Origin of the sequence: Olivibacter sp. SDN3, from assembly GCF_014334135.1 — a bacterium.
Lineage (GTDB): Bacteria > Bacteroidota > Bacteroidia > Sphingobacteriales > Sphingobacteriaceae > Olivibacter.
The window spans coordinates 2803477-2818537 of the sequence record NZ_CP060497.1 but is presented as its reverse complement, the minus strand read 5'-3'; the positions used below and the strand labels follow the sequence as shown (position 1 = coordinate 2818537).

General features: G+C 38.9%; 14 protein-coding genes. 9 read left to right on the top strand and 5 right to left on the bottom strand.

Going from position 1 to position 15061, the window contains the following annotated elements:
- Positions 1 to 64 precede the first annotated feature (64 nt).
- From H8S90_RS11555 to H8S90_RS11545, 3 genes are all read left to right on the top strand, one after another.
- Positions 65 to 1549 carry an amino acid permease gene (locus H8S90_RS11555; RefSeq protein ID WP_187342678.1) on the top strand — a complete coding sequence of 495 codons (1485 nt, stop codon included), beginning with the start codon at positions 65 to 67 and terminating at the stop codon, positions 1547 to 1549.
- Between the two features lie 74 nt (positions 1550 to 1623).
- The gene (locus H8S90_RS11550) at positions 1624 to 2190 is read left to right on the top strand and encodes a MarC family protein (RefSeq protein ID WP_187342677.1); all 567 of its coding nucleotides are present in this window, start codon (positions 1624 to 1626) and stop codon (positions 2188 to 2190) included.
- Positions 2191 to 2319: 129 nt separating this feature from the next.
- Positions 2320 to 3579, top strand: coding sequence for a sodium:proton antiporter (locus H8S90_RS11545; protein WP_187342676.1), 1260 nt, complete (start codon positions 2320 to 2322; stop codon positions 3577 to 3579).
- A 6-nt stretch (positions 3580 to 3585) separates the two neighbouring features.
- On the opposite strand, the gene H8S90_RS11540 is transcribed toward H8S90_RS11545, so the two are convergent.
- Genes H8S90_RS11540 through H8S90_RS11525 form a run of 4 tightly spaced genes read right to left on the bottom strand, consistent with a single transcriptional unit; the run spans position 3586 to position 8518 of the window.
- Positions 3586 to 4752, bottom strand: a complete 1167-nt coding sequence (locus H8S90_RS11540; RefSeq protein WP_187342675.1) for an RsmB/NOP family class I SAM-dependent RNA methyltransferase — start codon at positions 4750 to 4752, stop codon at positions 3586 to 3588.
- A 5-nt stretch (positions 4753 to 4757) separates the two neighbouring features.
- Complete coding sequence (locus tag H8S90_RS11535) at positions 4758 to 6008, bottom strand: ABC transporter substrate-binding protein (RefSeq protein ID WP_187342674.1); 1251 nt, start codon at positions 6006 to 6008, stop codon at positions 4758 to 4760.
- Complete coding sequence (gene guaA, locus H8S90_RS11530) at positions 5965 to 7515, bottom strand: glutamine-hydrolyzing GMP synthase (RefSeq protein WP_187342673.1); 1551 nt, start codon at positions 7513 to 7515, stop codon at positions 5965 to 5967. The genes H8S90_RS11535 and guaA overlap by 44 nt, the downstream gene beginning before the upstream one ends.
- A gap of 49 nt (positions 7516 to 7564) precedes the next feature.
- A complete protein-coding gene (locus tag H8S90_RS11525) occupies positions 7565 to 8518 on the bottom strand; it encodes an acetyl-CoA carboxylase carboxyltransferase subunit alpha (RefSeq protein WP_187342672.1) in 954 nt (317 codons plus the stop codon).
- 306 nt (positions 8519 to 8824) lie between these two features.
- Here H8S90_RS11525 and H8S90_RS11520 point away from each other — a divergent pair, with 306 nt between their 5' ends.
- The 4 genes from H8S90_RS11520 to H8S90_RS11505 all read left to right on the top strand — a co-directional run bounded on the left by H8S90_RS11520 (position 8825) and on the right by H8S90_RS11505 (position 12972).
- Positions 8825 to 11098: an aconitate hydratase gene (locus H8S90_RS11520; RefSeq protein ID WP_187342671.1), complete on the top strand. Its 2274-nt coding sequence runs from the start codon at positions 8825 to 8827 to the stop codon at positions 11096 to 11098.
- 173 nt (positions 11099 to 11271) lie between these two features.
- Positions 11272 to 11493 (top strand): hypothetical protein, encoded by a 222-nt coding sequence (locus H8S90_RS11515; RefSeq protein WP_187342670.1) that lies wholly within the window; start codon positions 11272 to 11274, stop codon positions 11491 to 11493.
- A gap of 214 nt (positions 11494 to 11707) precedes the next feature.
- Entirely contained in the window at positions 11708 to 12031 is a 324-nt protein-coding gene (locus H8S90_RS11510) for a DUF3276 family protein (protein WP_187342669.1), read from the top strand.
- Between the two features lie 515 nt (positions 12032 to 12546).
- Entirely contained in the window at positions 12547 to 12972 is a 426-nt protein-coding gene (locus H8S90_RS11505; RefSeq protein ID WP_187342668.1) for a DUF983 domain-containing protein, read from the top strand.
- A 10-nt stretch (positions 12973 to 12982) separates the two neighbouring features.
- Here H8S90_RS11505 and H8S90_RS11500 read toward each other — a convergent pair whose 3' ends face one another.
- Entirely contained in the window at positions 12983 to 13141 is a 159-nt protein-coding gene (locus tag H8S90_RS11500; protein ID WP_187342667.1) for a lmo0937 family membrane protein, read from the bottom strand.
- 298 nt (positions 13142 to 13439) lie between these two features.
- Between H8S90_RS11500 and pyrR the strand changes: the two genes are divergently transcribed.
- Positions 13440 to 13991 (top strand): bifunctional pyr operon transcriptional regulator/uracil phosphoribosyltransferase PyrR, encoded by a 552-nt coding sequence (gene pyrR / locus H8S90_RS11495; RefSeq protein ID WP_187342666.1) that lies wholly within the window; start codon positions 13440 to 13442, stop codon positions 13989 to 13991.
- A 22-nt stretch (positions 13992 to 14013) separates the two neighbouring features.
- Positions 14014 to 14952, top strand: coding sequence for an aspartate carbamoyltransferase catalytic subunit (locus H8S90_RS11490; RefSeq protein ID WP_187342665.1), 939 nt, complete (start codon positions 14014 to 14016; stop codon positions 14950 to 14952).
- Positions 14953 to 15061: the final 109 nt, after the last annotated feature.

The window sequence follows — 15061 nt, the reverse complement described above, 5'->3', positions numbered from 1 at the left end:
AAATCACACACAGTTTTAACGCGAAAAACAAATCAAACCACTACAATTTTAAAAACAAATTTCTATGTTTTATAAGAAATCTATCCCTTCACTGATTAAGGAAGCTCAAGCAAGTGGCGAAGGCACATTAAAACGCACACTTTCAAGCTATAACCTAGTCGCACTCGGAGTTGGCGCAATTATCGGTGCTGGCCTCTTTTCACTTACCGGTATAGCTGCGGCAGAAAACGCAGGCCCAGCAGTTATCATTTCGTTTATTGTTGCCGCTATTGGTTGTGGTTTTGCTGGCTTATGTTATGCGGAATTCGCTTCTATGATCCCGGTAGCGGGAAGTGCTTACACTTATTCTTACGCTACCATGGGTGAATTTATTGCATGGATTATTGGCTGGGATTTGGTATTAGAATACGCCCTAGGCGCGGCAACTGTAGCCGCGAGTTGGTCACAATATTTTTCACAATTTTTGGCTGAACTGGGCATTCAGCTGCCCGCAAGCTTACTCCATGGTCCTTGGGAAGGCGGTTTTATCAATTTACCAGCTATTGTTATCGTTTGCTTGCTATCTTTACTCTTAATTAGAGGTACACAAGAGTCATCTTTTTTGAATAACATTCTCGTTATTATCAAAATTGCTGTTGTTTTGATTTTTATAGCGTTGGGATGGAGTTTTATTAATCCAGCAAACCACAGCCCCTTTATACCACCTAATGCTGGGGAAGAAGCTGTAAAAGCAGGAGAATTAGGTTTCCTTCAATTTTTTGGAAGTCCTGATTTCGGCCATTTTGGTATCAGCGGTATTTTGCGGGGTGCTGGAGTAGTTTTCTTTGCGTTCATCGGGTTTGATGCCGTAAGTACTGCTGCTCAGGAAGCGAAGAATCCACAAAAAGGGATGCCGATAGGCATCATTGGCTCTTTAATCATATGTACGTTGCTTTATGTGCTTTTCTCTTATGTAATGACTGGCTTGGAGCATTATACAGCTTTTAAAGGAGATGCCAAGCCGGTAGCTACCGCCTTTGCTCAAACAGGATATACGTTTTTAAACTTAGCCTTGATAATCGCTATTCTTACAGGTTATACTTCTGTTATTCTAGTCATGTTACTAGGACAGAGCAGAGTGTTTTACACGATGAGTAAAGACGGCTTACTTCCCAAATTCTTTTCAGACCTGTCTAAAAATCAAACCCCTTGGAAGACCAACTTATTATTTATGGTTTTCGTGAGTGTTTTTGCCGGTTTTGTTCCGGTTTCTGATCTTGGGCACATGGTTAGTATAGGCACCTTATTTGCCTTTTCTCTAGTGTGCATCGGTATCATTATTCTACGGAAAAAAGAGCCAAATCTGGAGCGTCCTTTCCGGACACCTTTCGTACCAACAGTTCCCATATTAGGTATACTAGTCTGTGTAACGATGATGGCCTCCTTACCAATTGAAAGTTGGGAAAGACTCGGTATTTGGATGTTATTAGGCGTTATTATTTACTTTTGTTATAGCAAACACCATAGTAAAGCTAAACTTCAGGCCGAAAGAGCTTCTGATATTGAATAATTTTCAAAAAGCCCGTCGAATATTTTGGCGGGCTTTTCTAAAGATACCTTTACTAATCAACCTTACGATTGACTATGTTTTTTAATTTCAAAGAAATCGCTTCCATCACCATGATTCTCTTTGCGATCATAGATATCCTAGGGTCTATACCTATCATCATTGATCTTCGCCAAAAAGCAGGGAAAATTGAATCCGGGAAAGCAAGTATTGTTGCTATGATACTCATGATTGCTTTCCTCTTTGTAGGAGAGAGCATGTTAAAGCTTATAGGAATCGATGTAGCATCATTCGCCATTGCGGGTTCACTGGTTATTTTCTTTATTGCGATGGAAATGGTGTTGGGGATGACATTTTTTAAGGATGACTCATTTGAAACAGCATCGATTGTTCCACTTGCTTTTCCATTGATAGCAGGAGCAGGCACCATGACTACAATCCTATCCCTTAAATCAGAGTATCAAACACAAAATATCATCGTAGGTATATTGATTAACATAGGAATTATTTACTTAGTCCTGAAGAACACCTATCGGCTCGAAAAACTATTGGGACGCACAGGTCTAGCTGTACTACGCAAAGCATTTGGAGTTATTTTACTTGCTATAGCCATAAAGCTTTTTAGAAGTAACACTGGATTGTAGACCAATCGATATTATACCCACAATGGTTGCATATAATTGCTGTCATTTGGCACTGGTTTTACTCCTGCCGGAATTCATCATATCGAAAAACAATTAAATTCTTATATTTACAAAAATACAGAATATTATATGGAACTATACTACTCATTTTCAATCCTAATTGTCTTATCTGCCATTTTTGCTTACATTAATGAACGTTATTTAAGGCTTCCTTCTACTATTGGAGTCATGGTAATTGCATTATTAGTTTCTTTGGGACTGATCTTGACCGATAAAATATTTCCACATATTTTTCAAGAGTTTTCTTCTTTTATCTCGTCTGTTGATTTCAGTGAGGTGCTTATGGGGGCGATGCTAAACTTTCTTCTTTTTGCTGGTGCGATCCATATACGCTTAGATGATCTTAAAGAGCAAAAAGCGCCAGTAATTGTTTTCTCTACCGTAAGTGTTATCATATCAACATTTGCAGTAGGTTTCATGCTCTTTTATATTTTACAAGCATTGAATATGGGTATCCCCTTAATCCAATGCTTACTTTTTGGGGCATTAATTTCCCCCACAGATCCGATAGCAGTACTTGGAATTTTAAAACAAGCTGGGGTCCCAAAATCGTTGGAAACCAAGGTCGCAGGAGAGTCCTTATTTAATGACGGTATTGCTGTTGTCGTATTCATCATTATGCTTCAGCTTGCACGGGGAGAGAATGTTGATCTATCTTTTGGTAGCATATCCTGGTTACTTATTAAAGAAGCTTTAGGAGGAGTTGCCTTAGGATTACTATTAGGGTTTGCTGCTTCCCGTTCTATTGGTAAAATTGATAACTATAAAATCGAAGTACTTATAACCCTGGCTGTGGTGATGGGAGGCCACCTCGTGGCCAGCAGTATGCACATGTCAGGCCCTTTAGCAATGGTAGCCGCTGGTTTAGTTGTGGGCAATTATGGTAGGAAATTTGCGTTGAGTGAAGTTTCTAAGGATTATCTAGACAAATTCTGGGAGCTGATCGACGAGATACTGAATGCTATCTTATTCCTAATTATCGGATTTGAACTTATTATCATCACCAATATTGGGGATTATTGGTTAATAGGCCTAATCAGTATCGTAATGGTTCTGTTGGCTCGTTTGGTATCCATATGGCTTCCTGTCAAGATTATTCCGATGAAAACCAAATTCGATAAAGCCACGATAACCATATTAGTATGGGGAGGGTTACGAGGTGGTGTTTCAGTAGCTTTAGCTTTATCAATCGATAATAACCTTAATAAGGAGCTATTATTATCAGTAACCTATTATGTTGTACTGTTTTCTATCTTAGTGCAGGGGCTTACCATTGGCAAGTTGACCAATAAAGCCAAACAAATTGCCTCTACTACGGAGTCTGCTTAATTGAGCTTATTTGTTTTTTATCAACCGGGCGACAAACATCGTGTCAGCCCGGTTCTCGTACCCTTTTAAGACCTCCATCTGTTCGAGCTGTAACCCTTGCTGTTCTAGAAAAGCCACTTGATCTTCGTTTTCCCGGCGGTAAACGGAACAAGTTATATATATTAATGGTGCATTAAGCTTTAAATGTCTTATAACGTTTAAAATAATTGAACGCTGTAATGATACAAAGTATTCCAAACGTGTCATCTCAAAATGCTTCATCATTTCAGGTGTCCTCCCCCAGGTACCCGATCCCGAACATGGCGCATCCAATATAATCCCATCAAACATTTCGTTCCCTAAAATGTTCGCAGTACCTTTAGTTAAATCTACTATTTTGCGTCTGTATTGTCGAATATTGGCTTGTTCAAAACGCTCATCTAAATTTCGCAAAATACTTGGTCTTACATCACTAACCAACAGTTCTATTGTAGGACAGGTATCCAGTAACAATAAAGATTTTCCTCCAGATGCAGCACAAGCATCCCACCACTTTTCCCCATATTTGGCATTGAAATAAACCGCCGTGCGCTGTGATGATAAATCTTGAATTTGGTATTTACCGAACAAATCACTTATCTTATCCAATCTGGTTCCATTGGGTAAGGCTAAACAATAACTATCTACTTCATGATAGGTTATTTGGTTTCTATCTAAGACAGCTGATACCGTGTCCCTTTCTTTTCTATGAATTCGTATAAATAAGTCTGGCTGCCGAAATAAGCTCTTTAGGAATTCAGATCGATCTATAGTTACCGAGCATTCACTCAATAAAGGATAGATATCCTCTTCATTGAATTTGTATTTGTCCCTTAACAATGCAATCTTTTTATCAAAGGAGTACTGAATGGTTTGATATAACGTGGGATCTAGATACGCAACAACATCGCTACCATTATTGCATAGATAAACTGCTACCATCAAACGCTCGATCCGCAAAGAATCATACAAGGCGTTGCCTAAGCGGTAATAACTATAGGCCCAATGGGATATCGTGCGTCTATCATTGGCCCCCATCTGTTTATTTTCTTTAAAAAAAAGTGTGAGGAACCTCGCTAAAGGCTGTTTGCCATCATAGGCGTCCAACATCCTTTGAAAAGTTCGCAACTGTTGTTGTATACGTTTTGGATTCATCTTGATTACAATGGTCTGTAGCGTTCACCGTCAAACCTTAATAATCGAATGTGATGATTAACATATCCTGCATTCGGGGTATAATTGAAATCAAAACCCATAGATACCCCGTCATGGGCTTCTTTTATTAGATGATCCGCGTAATCCTCTGGATGTTCCGCAAGTAAGCGGCCAAAAAACAATCCGGCGTCATAGCCTTTGTAAGCGAAATCTGTAGGAATAACCTTGAATAAATCACCATAAAGCTTTTTAAAGCTCTTAACCTCTGCGTCATTATCATTTACATAATAAGACGAACTAATGCAGGTATTCAGTGTAGACAAATAATTTGGATCTAAATCTAAACGAACCCAATTTGGGTGCCCTACCAAAGAAATATCGTAAGCATTTTCTGTTTTCTGGGTATATAATTCTGCAACAAGTGGTGCTACAAAAAACTGATTAGTCGAAGCATTAATCACTATATTAGCTGTTGAGACTGCTAGACTCAATTCGAAATCTTCTATTTCCTTTACCTCTTTAAAAGAAATGTTTAATTTATTTAAGGTATTCTTCAAAGGTAAAAGAAATTTCTTGCTATCTTCATCATCGTTATCCACAATAATAATTTGCTCTCCTACACTGTATTCTGCTGCTATATATTTAGCTATTGCTTGGGCATGTACCTCGATGGGTGGAGTAACAGTAACTAGATTACCTATATTATATTGAGAGGGATCACTAGCCGCTAAAGGTGATATCTGTAATTTTCCTTTTAGATTGGCAGCTTTGCTAAAAGCATTTATTTCTGTTGGAAAAACCGGTCCCACTACGAGTTGTGCATCTTTAACATCCTGCCCTACCGCTAAACGCTGTGCTTCGCCGGCATTATCTCTGGTATCCAACACATTTAGTTTAAAGTTGTCTCCTCCTGAGGTTAGGCGGTCTAATCCTAACTTAAATCCCTGATAGAAATCAAGCGCTAGGCTCGATCGTTCTACATCTTTTCGATTAGGCATCGAGTCTATCACTTTATCTAGCTGAAAGGGCAAAAGAAGTGCGATATTATTAAAATTCAACGTTTCTGTAGCTTCGACCTCTTCTTCTATATCCCTTCTCTCTTCCTCCTTCTCTTTGGAAGGTTTTTTTACATCTTTACCTCCACCTGGGCGTAGCACTTTAGGGGAACATGCCCCCCATATTAAACCCGCAAATAATATTGCGAATATTAAATTACTCCCACTCAATGGTAGCCGGCGGTTTCGAACTAATATCATAAACGACTCGGTTTATCCCTTTAACATGATTAATAATTTCATTTGATATTTTAGCCAATAACTCATATGGTAAATGGATCCAATCTGCTGTCATTCCGTCTAGAGATCCTACCGCACGTAAAGCGATCACGTACTCATACGTCCGTTCATCTCCCATGACCCCAACAGATTGTACAGGTAAAAATACTGCTCCTGCCTGCCATACTTTATTATACCAACCGGACTCTCTCAGATTACGTATATATATATCATCAGCTTGCTGTAATATATTTACTTTTTCAGCGGTAATATCCCCTAAAATCCTGATACCTAATCCTGGGCCAGGGAATGGATGGCGTCCTAAGATCAATGGATCTATCCCCAAAGCGCCACCTACTCTACGCACTTCATCCTTAAATAGCGTATTTAACGGTTCGACTACCTTTAATTTCATAAAGTCTGGTAGTCCACCAACATTGTGATGAGATTTTATAGTTGCCGATGGTCCTTTTACAGATACTGACTCTATAACATCTGGGTATATCGTCCCCTGCCCCAACCATTTCACCTCCACACCTACTGGTAATTCCTTCTGTACTTCATGCGCTGCTTCATCAAATACCTCAATAAACGCGCCACCGATAATTTTGCGTTTACGCTCAGGGTCAGTCACACCTTCTAACTGCCCATAAAAACGTTCTTTAGCATCTATCCCTTTTATATTTAGTCCCATATGCTTGTATGAATCTAACACTTGCTCGAACTCGTCCTTACGCAACAATCCATTATCTACAAATATACAATGAAGGTTCTTACCAATTGCCTGATGGAGTAGTACTGCAGCAACAGAGGAATCAACTCCTCCAGATAAGGCTAAAATAACATGATCACTCTGCAACTTTTCACGTAACTCAGCTATTGTTGTTTCTATAAATGTATCCGGTGTCCAATCTTGATTACAGCCGCAGATATCGACGACAAAATTCTCAATAAGTGTTTTGCCATTGGTAGTATGGGTTACTTCCGGGTGAAATTGTATACCATAAGTCTGTGTGTTTTTAATATGGTAAGCAGCTACTTGAACTTTATCTGTACTAGCGATAATCTCAAACCCCTCCGGCACATGCTTTATAGTGTCGCCATGAGACATCCAGACCTGAGAGTCTAGTGGAATATTCTTTAAAAGTGCACTCTCTTCATTTACAAATAAAAGATTCGCCCTACCATATTCTCTGATTTCCGATGGTGTCACCTCACCCCCAGAATGTTGTGCTATATATTGCGCACCATAACAAACCGCGAGCAAAGGAAATTCACCATGAAGCTGTTTAAAATCGATTTGCGGCGCATCTGTCTGACGAACGGAAGAAGGGCTACCTGAAAAAATAACACCCTTTACGTTTTCATCAAATGAGGGAAGATGATTGAAGGGATGTATCTCACAATATACGTTCAACTCTCTGACCCGGCGAGCTATCAACTGCGTGTACTGCGATCCAAAGTCAAGAATAATAATTTTTTCTTGCATGGGCCAAAGTTAGGTATTTGCTTTGAAATCTGTATTACCAGAATCAAAATTACTCTATAACTACACCCATCGCACAAAACTTCTCTATCCGATCACTAACCAGTTTATCGGTTTTCTTTTTACCCAATTCTTCAATATCTCTTAACAACTTTTCTTTGATTGTCTCCCCCATCTGAACCGGGTTTTGATGGGCACCACCCAACGGCTCTGGAATTATTCCGTCAATAAGTCCATTACTATACATGTTTTCAGAAGTAAGCTTCAAACATTCTGCTGCTTTTTCTTTATAATCCCAGCTACGCCATAAGATGGATGAGCAGGACTCCGGAGAAATCACAGAATACCAAGTGTGTTCAAGCATATAAACCTTATCTCCTACACCAATCCCTAAAGCCCCACCCGAAGCGCCTTCCCCTACGATAATACAGATTATAGGTACTTTAAGTACAGCCATTTCTAAGAGATTACGAGCGATAGCTTCCCCCTGCCCCCTTTCCTCTGCCTCTAACCCCGGGTAGGCGCCCATCGTATCAATAAAACACACAACAGGCTTACCAAATTTTTCTGCCATACGCATTAAACGAAGTGCCTTACGATAACCTTCTGGATTTGCCATGCCAAAATTTCGATACTGGCGTTCTTTTGTATTCTTACCTTTTTGATGACCTATAATCATTATAGAACGGCCATTAATAGAAGCCAACCCCCCAATAATGGCTTTATCATCACGCACGGTGCGATCCCCGTGAAGCTCTATAAAATCTTCACAGATCATACTGATATAGTCCAATGTTTGTGGACGATCGGGATGGCGAGACATCTGAACTTTTTGCCAGCCATTCAGATTGCTATAAATCTCTTTGCGAGCTTCTTCCAATTTCACTTGCAACTCAGCAAGTGTGGCAGACATATCCACCTTGGTTTTATCAGCTACCTGCGTCACCTTCTCAATTTGCAAAAGCAAGTCTGCTATAGGTTTTTCAAAATCAAATGTTGTTTCCATAAAGAAAATTTGGGGTGGCTAAATTAGGTATTTTTTTACAATTAGCTATCAATATTGCTCAAAGATGCATCGAATTGTATCGCCACAACCTACTATACCAAAATATTTATTTTTAATCCCTCCTTCTGTTTAGAATTTTTCCAAATAACAGCTTCACCGGTAAAGCTATACAATTCATCTCTTTTTTTTGTAAATTCGCATTGCTTTAATAGCTGATAATGAGTGCAGCAAATACTGAAAAAGCTGGGTTTCTTACTCCTAAACAGCCCAAAAGCATATAATATCCATATAAAATATATATAGAAAATGGCGTTTGACATAGAAATGATCAAAGCGGTTTACAGTCGTTACGAAAGTCGCATAGCTGCGGCCAGAAAAATTGTTGGCAAACCACTTACTTTAACTGAAAAAATCTTATACGCTCACCTGTGGGACGGTGAAGCCCGTGAAGCTTATAACCGAGGTAAATCCTACGTTGACTTTGCGCCAGATCGTGTTGCAATGCAAGATGCAACGGCCCAAATGGCCTTACTACAATTTATGCAAGCTGGCCGTCCGCAGGTAGCTGTGCCATCAACAGTACATTGTGACCACCTTATTCAGGCTAAAATTGGTGCCGAAGCCGATTTAGCGGTAGCAACCGATCAAAATAAAGAGGTTTACGACTTTCTAGCGTCAGTGTCTAATAAATATGGTATTGGATTCTGGAAACCGGGAGCAGGTATTATTCATCAAGTTGTACTCGAGAATTATGCTTTCCCTGGCGGGATGATGATTGGAACGGACTCCCACACTCCAAATGCAGGGGGGCTAGGCATGGTTGCTATTGGGGTCGGTGGCGCTGATGCATGTGATGTGATGGCTGGACTTCCTTGGGAGCTCAAGTTCCCTAAATTAATAGGTGTTAAATTAACAGGCAAGCTTAATGGTTGGACAGCCGCTAAAGATGTAATATTAAAAGTTGCGGGTATTTTAACTGTTAAAGGAGGTACAGGAGCTATTGTTGAATACTTTGGAGAAGGAGCTCGTTCGCTTTCGGCAACCGGAAAGGGTACGATATGTAATATGGGGGCCGAAATTGGCGCAACAACATCTATTTTTGGTTATGATGAAAAATCAGAAGCTTATCTACGAGGAACTGATCGTTCGGATGTAGCGGATTTAGCAAATACGATCAAAGAGCACCTTACTGGCGATGATGAAGTTTATACCAACCCTGAAGACTATTTTGATCAAGTGATTGAAATCAATCTATCGGAGCTTGAGCCGCATATCAATGGTCCTTTTACACCCGACTTAGCTTGGCCGATATCAAAGTTTGCAGCTGCCGTTAAAGAAAATGGTTGGCCAGAAAAATTGGAAGTGGGCTTAATTGGTTCTTGTACAAACTCTTCTTATGAAGACATTAGCCGCGCAGCTTCTCTAGCTGAACAGGCAGTAGCAAAAAATCTGGTCGCCAAAGCAGAGTACACTGTAACCCCAGGCTCTGAACAAGTACGTTACACAGTAGAACGAGACGGTTTTCTAGACACCTTTGACAAAATAGGCGGAGTGGTACTTGCAAACGCATGCGGGCCGTGTATAGGCCAATGGGCACGTCATGGAGCTGAAAAGAAAGAAAAAAATTCAATTATCACATCGTTTAATCGCAACTTTGCAAAGCGTGCTGATGGCAATCCCAACACACACTCTTTTGTTGCCTCTCCAGAAATTGTAACCGCAATGGCGATTTCAGGTTCTCTTTTGTTTAACCCGTTAACAGACACCCTTACTAACGAGCTTGGGGAGCAAGTTACGTTAGAAGAACCACAAGGACTGGAACTACCCGTTAAAGGTTTTGCCGTAGAAGACGCAGGTTACCAGTCTCCAGCAGAAGACGGAAGTACAGTAGAAGTTATTGTTAGCCCAACGTCTGACCGTTTACAATTGCTAGAAGCATTTAAAGCATGGGAAGGCAGAGACCTAACTGGCCTAAAACTACTTATCAAGGCAAAAGGTAAATGTACTACGGACCATATTTCAATGGCTGGTCCATGGTTGAAGTACCGAGGCCACTTGGACAACATTTCAAACAATATGTTAATAGGCGCCATTAACTTTGTAAATGACACTGCTGATAGCGTAAAGAACCAGTTAACTGGCGAATATGGAACTGTTCCTGCGACACAACGCGCTTATAAAGCTGCAGGAATAGATACGCTTGTTGTAGGTGATGAAAACTATGGGGAAGGCTCTTCCAGAGAACATGCAGCCATGGAACCTCGCCATTTAGGCGTGCGTGTTATATTGGTAAAATCTTTTGCACGTATCCACGAAACAAATCTTAAAAAGCAAGGTATGCTTGCTTTAACATTTGATAATCCGGCAGACTACGATTTAGTTCAGGAAGATGACACTATTGATATTCTTGGCTTAACTTCATTCGCGCCGGATAAACAATTAACTGTCGTCCTTCATCACGCTGATGGTTCGAAAGATCAATTTCAGGTAAATCATACTTATAATGCACAGCAAATAGAATGGTTTAAAGCTGGCGGAGCATTAAATATTATCCGCAAAAATCAAGTACAGAATATTTAATCATTAAGGCATTTATCCACTAATGAGTTGGCGGTTCTCATTCAGAGAACCGCTTTTATGTCAACTCGATGATAACGATCTTCCCACCAAACAATTTAACCAAAAATTGATTTTGCGTTAACCGACATTTCACATAAGACTGCAACATTTGTTTTCAGACAAAATAGAAAACAATGGAAAGCTTAAATATAGAAATAACCGAAAGCCAGTATCTTATACGACTCAAGCGAGCCGATTTTGACCTTAACAATTTATACCTTTTACTGAAAAACTTAGGAGCAGAAACTCCCTCGTCAAGAAACGGAAATACCTCCGTTAATGAACAAGGTATGATAAAAGAAAGAACTATTGACGCCGATATAGGAGAAAGATTTGATCACCTACAGGATAAGTAACCGTTTAAACACCTAATATTTTTTATATTTTTTTTTGCGTGCAAAAAAAGTAAAAAAACAGGCCGAAATTCGCTATAAAGCATGTTTTTATCGAATAAACAAGTAGCAAAACCGAAAACTTATACCGCTTTTGTTAAAAACCATTTGCGTAATTAAAAAATATTGATTTATATTTATAACCGAATCGAAGAACTTAAACTTTAAAGATTTGACAATGGGAGATTTTGACAACAAAGAACGGGAAGAAGTTTTTTCAAGAAAGGTAAGAGCAGGTAAGCGAACCTATTTTTTTGATGTAAAAGCCACGAGATCGAATGATTACTATGTAACGATTACAGAAAGTAAAAAAAGATTGGAAGATGGTGTATTTGTGAAGCATAAAATTTTCTTATACAAAGAGGATTTTGAGAAATTTGCAGAAGGGCTTAGTGAAACAGTGGAGTATATTAAGGCCCATCAGGATGTAGTGGAAAAACGCTACGAATTTAGTGAGAACGGAGTAGCAGCTGACTCTAAGAAGGATGATTTTTCATTCTAAAAGACTACTTAATTGATTCTTCAATTAAGAGCCTCAACTATTTGAGGCTTTTTTTATTTCCAATACTAAGTTATCTACAGTGGCGTTTACTTGGTCAGCACCTAAGGTTGTTTCACTATTCGAATAAACTAAACACGAAATCCCGTATCCCGTGAAAAACGTCTCAGCACCTCTCATATGAAACTTATTTTGTGTATTTTTACCCCAAAAAATATATAAAATACAATAAAAAATGGCTAAAGCCATACTTATCATATCGCATCTGTACTTTACTAAGCAATATGTGTAGCAATGATTTATCTTAATAAAATATGTAATAAAGCCATTGATTGAGCTACAGAATCCGTTATAAGAAAAAGAAAATATTAGAAGTTAAAGGATTACTTATCAATGCGTCACCAAGTATCAAAGAAATTTACTAAAGCTATAGGTCAAAAACAACTTCTATTTCTGTAAGCTTTTTAAAAAATATTGCTATCGAACTCCTGAGCAATTCAGGCATAAGTCACAACAAAATGAAACCATCCACAACCAATACTCAAGTAATTCCGCTATTTCCTGCCCTTATGCGGGGCAAATGTGCTCGTTGCAGAATAGGTAACATGTTCAAAGGTCCGCTATCTAATGTTATGTATCACAAATGCAACAATTGCGGATTAACTTTTGAGCGCAATCCGGGTTATTTTTATACGGCTATGTATGTGACTTATGTATTTAACGTTGCAGAAATCGTCGCTTTAGGCGTCGCTATCTTTATACTTTCGGGAGGCTCCAATAATCCATGGTTATATGTAGGTATTACTATACCTGGAATACTTCTACTCGCCCCTCTTAACTATAGATATTCGAGGGTTATTCAGATGTACTGGTTAGACCCAACATTGAAATACGATGCTAGCCTATCTCGCAGGAAAACTCCAGCAGACAAAGACGATAGTTAACAAACGACTTTTAGGTCTTTCTGGTGTTCCTTTTTGCCAATCCCAGTACTAGAGCTACTATCGCCAATACCAGCAATATGTATATCAAATTACCTACGGCATATACAAATGTTCCTAAAGCCCAGCCGATTAGAAGTATTACGGCTATGATGTAAAATAAGGTTCTCATATATTTAGTTTATCTTTTTGCTACTATTCAATAGAAGAACCGTTTATTAACTATTTTGTTTGAGACGGTTTACCTTGATATAACATTTTTTGTTAGACAGCTATTAGATAGCTAATTATTCCACGAATAAATTACGCACACGATAGAGCTATCATAAAATTTACTAATTTTGCATCCAAAGCAGTAATTTATCAGTAAGATTGAGTTATTTGTAATACTTGCTAAAGCCAGTAAAATGGCAACAAAAAAAAGGATTATTAAATAGGGGGAGTGTTATTACCTCCATAAAAAGGGCCTGATGCAACAATCTATCTTATTAAGCGATCAAAAATTTCAAATAACGATACAACGGCTTTGCCGTCAGCTGATCGAGAATCACCACGACTTTAAACACTCGGTAATTATTGGTATCCAGCCAAGAGGTATTTATTTAGCCAATCGCATTAAAGAAGAACTGCAGCGTATCTTACAGCTTGACAACATCTTATTTGGAGAGCTTGACATCACTTTTTACAGGGACGATTTTCGCCGAAAAGAGAGCGGCCCCCTAGTACCGAGCGCTACCACAATAGATTTTGTAATAGAAAATAAAAAGGTTATTTTAATAGACGATGTATTATGGACTGGTAGAACTATACGTGCTGCTCTCGACGCTATACAAGCTTTTGGAAGGCCTAAAAAGGTCGAACTACTTGTATTAGTAGATCGACGTTTTTCTCGCCATTTACCTATAGAGCCCAATTATATAGGCATTCAGGTTGACTCCATTAACTCCCAAAAGGTAATCGTTAATTGGCTGGAAACCGAAAACAAAGATCAAATTATTTTATTAACAGAAGAGAACAACTAAGACATTTCGATTGCATAATAAAATGGTAGAAACAGCACAGCAGCTAAGCACTCCACACCTATTAGGTATAAAGGATCTTTCCGTTACAGATATTAACCTTATATTGGATACGGCGAATACATTTAAGGACATCATTAACCGTCCGATAAAAAAGGTACCGTCACTAAGAGACATCACCATAGCCAATGTGTTTTTTGAAAATTCGACACGCACAAGGCTATCGTTTGAGCTAGCAGAAAAGCGTCTATCGGCGGATGTAATAAACTTTGCAGCCTCCTCGTCTTCAGTTAGCAAAGGAGAAACACTTATAGACACGGTTAATAATATTTTAGCTATGAAGGTGGATATGATCGTCATGCGACACCCTTACCCAGGAGCTGGAGTATTCTTAAGCAAGCACGTTAATGCACAAATTATCAACGCTGGAGATGGGGCACATGAGCATCCAACTCAAGCACTTTTAGATGCCTTTTCCATCCGTGAAAAACATGGTGATATCAACGGAAAAAAGATAGTGATTATTGGAGATATTTTGCACTCAAGGGTAGCACTTTCCAATATTTTATGCTTACAAAAGTTAGGAGCAGAAGTGATGGTTTGCGGCCCTACTACTTTAATCCCCAAATATATAACGTCGTTAGGAGTGAAAGTAGAGTATGATCTAATAAAAGCCCTGAAATGGTGTGATATTGCAAACATGTTACGCATTCAATTAGAACGTCAAGATATCAATTATTTTCCTTCATTAAGAGAATACACCATGCTTTATGGTCTTAATAAAAAAATACTGGATACTTTGGATAAGGAGATTACCATCATGCATCCGGGACCAATTAATAGAGGGGTAGAAATTACAAGTGATGTCGCAGATAGCAAGCATTCTATCATATTGGATCAGGTTCAGAATGGAGTCGCAGTGCGCATGGCCGTCTTATATCTGCTTGCCGGAAAACGGGCTTAACATGAGATAAAATTCGTCATAAAAAGTTAATTGCCCTTTAAATCAAAAATATTCAATAAACACATTATTTAACAAGAAACGCCGTTATATTAACAGGTTATTAACAATT

What these genes read in the sequence shown, in the direction of transcription:
- H8S90_RS11525 (WP_187342672.1), bottom strand. Translation starts at nt 8,518, where the DNA reads ATGGAAACAACATTTGATTTTGAAAAACCTATAGCAGACTTGCTTTTG.
- H8S90_RS11520 (WP_187342671.1), top strand. Translation starts at nt 8,825, where the DNA reads ATGGCGTTTGACATAGAAATGATCAAAGCGGTTTACAGTCGTTACGAA.
- H8S90_RS11490 (WP_187342665.1), top strand. Translation starts at nt 14,014, where the DNA reads ATGGTAGAAACAGCACAGCAGCTAAGCACTCCACACCTATTAGGTATA.
- H8S90_RS11540 (WP_187342675.1), bottom strand. Translation starts at nt 4,752, where the DNA reads ATGAATCCAAAACGTATACAACAACAGTTGCGAACTTTTCAAAGGATG.
- H8S90_RS11545 (WP_187342676.1), top strand. Translation starts at nt 2,320, where the DNA reads ATGGAACTATACTACTCATTTTCAATCCTAATTGTCTTATCTGCCATT.
- H8S90_RS11555 (WP_187342678.1), top strand. Translation starts at nt 65, where the DNA reads ATGTTTTATAAGAAATCTATCCCTTCACTGATTAAGGAAGCTCAAGCA.
- guaA (WP_187342673.1), bottom strand. Translation starts at nt 7,515, where the DNA reads ATGCAAGAAAAAATTATTATTCTTGACTTTGGATCGCAGTACACGCAG.
- H8S90_RS11515 (WP_187342670.1), top strand. Translation starts at nt 11,272, where the DNA reads ATGGAAAGCTTAAATATAGAAATAACCGAAAGCCAGTATCTTATACGA.
- pyrR (WP_187342666.1), top strand. Translation starts at nt 13,440, where the DNA reads ATGCAACAATCTATCTTATTAAGCGATCAAAAATTTCAAATAACGATA.
- H8S90_RS11505 (WP_187342668.1), top strand. Translation starts at nt 12,547, where the DNA reads ATGAAACCATCCACAACCAATACTCAAGTAATTCCGCTATTTCCTGCC.
- H8S90_RS11550 (WP_187342677.1), top strand. Translation starts at nt 1,624, where the DNA reads ATGTTTTTTAATTTCAAAGAAATCGCTTCCATCACCATGATTCTCTTT.
- H8S90_RS11535 (WP_187342674.1), bottom strand. Translation starts at nt 6,008, where the DNA reads ATGATATTAGTTCGAAACCGCCGGCTACCATTGAGTGGGAGTAATTTA.
- H8S90_RS11500 (WP_187342667.1), bottom strand. Translation starts at nt 13,141, where the DNA reads ATGAGAACCTTATTTTACATCATAGCCGTAATACTTCTAATCGGCTGG.
- H8S90_RS11510 (WP_187342669.1), top strand. Translation starts at nt 11,708, where the DNA reads ATGGGAGATTTTGACAACAAAGAACGGGAAGAAGTTTTTTCAAGAAAG.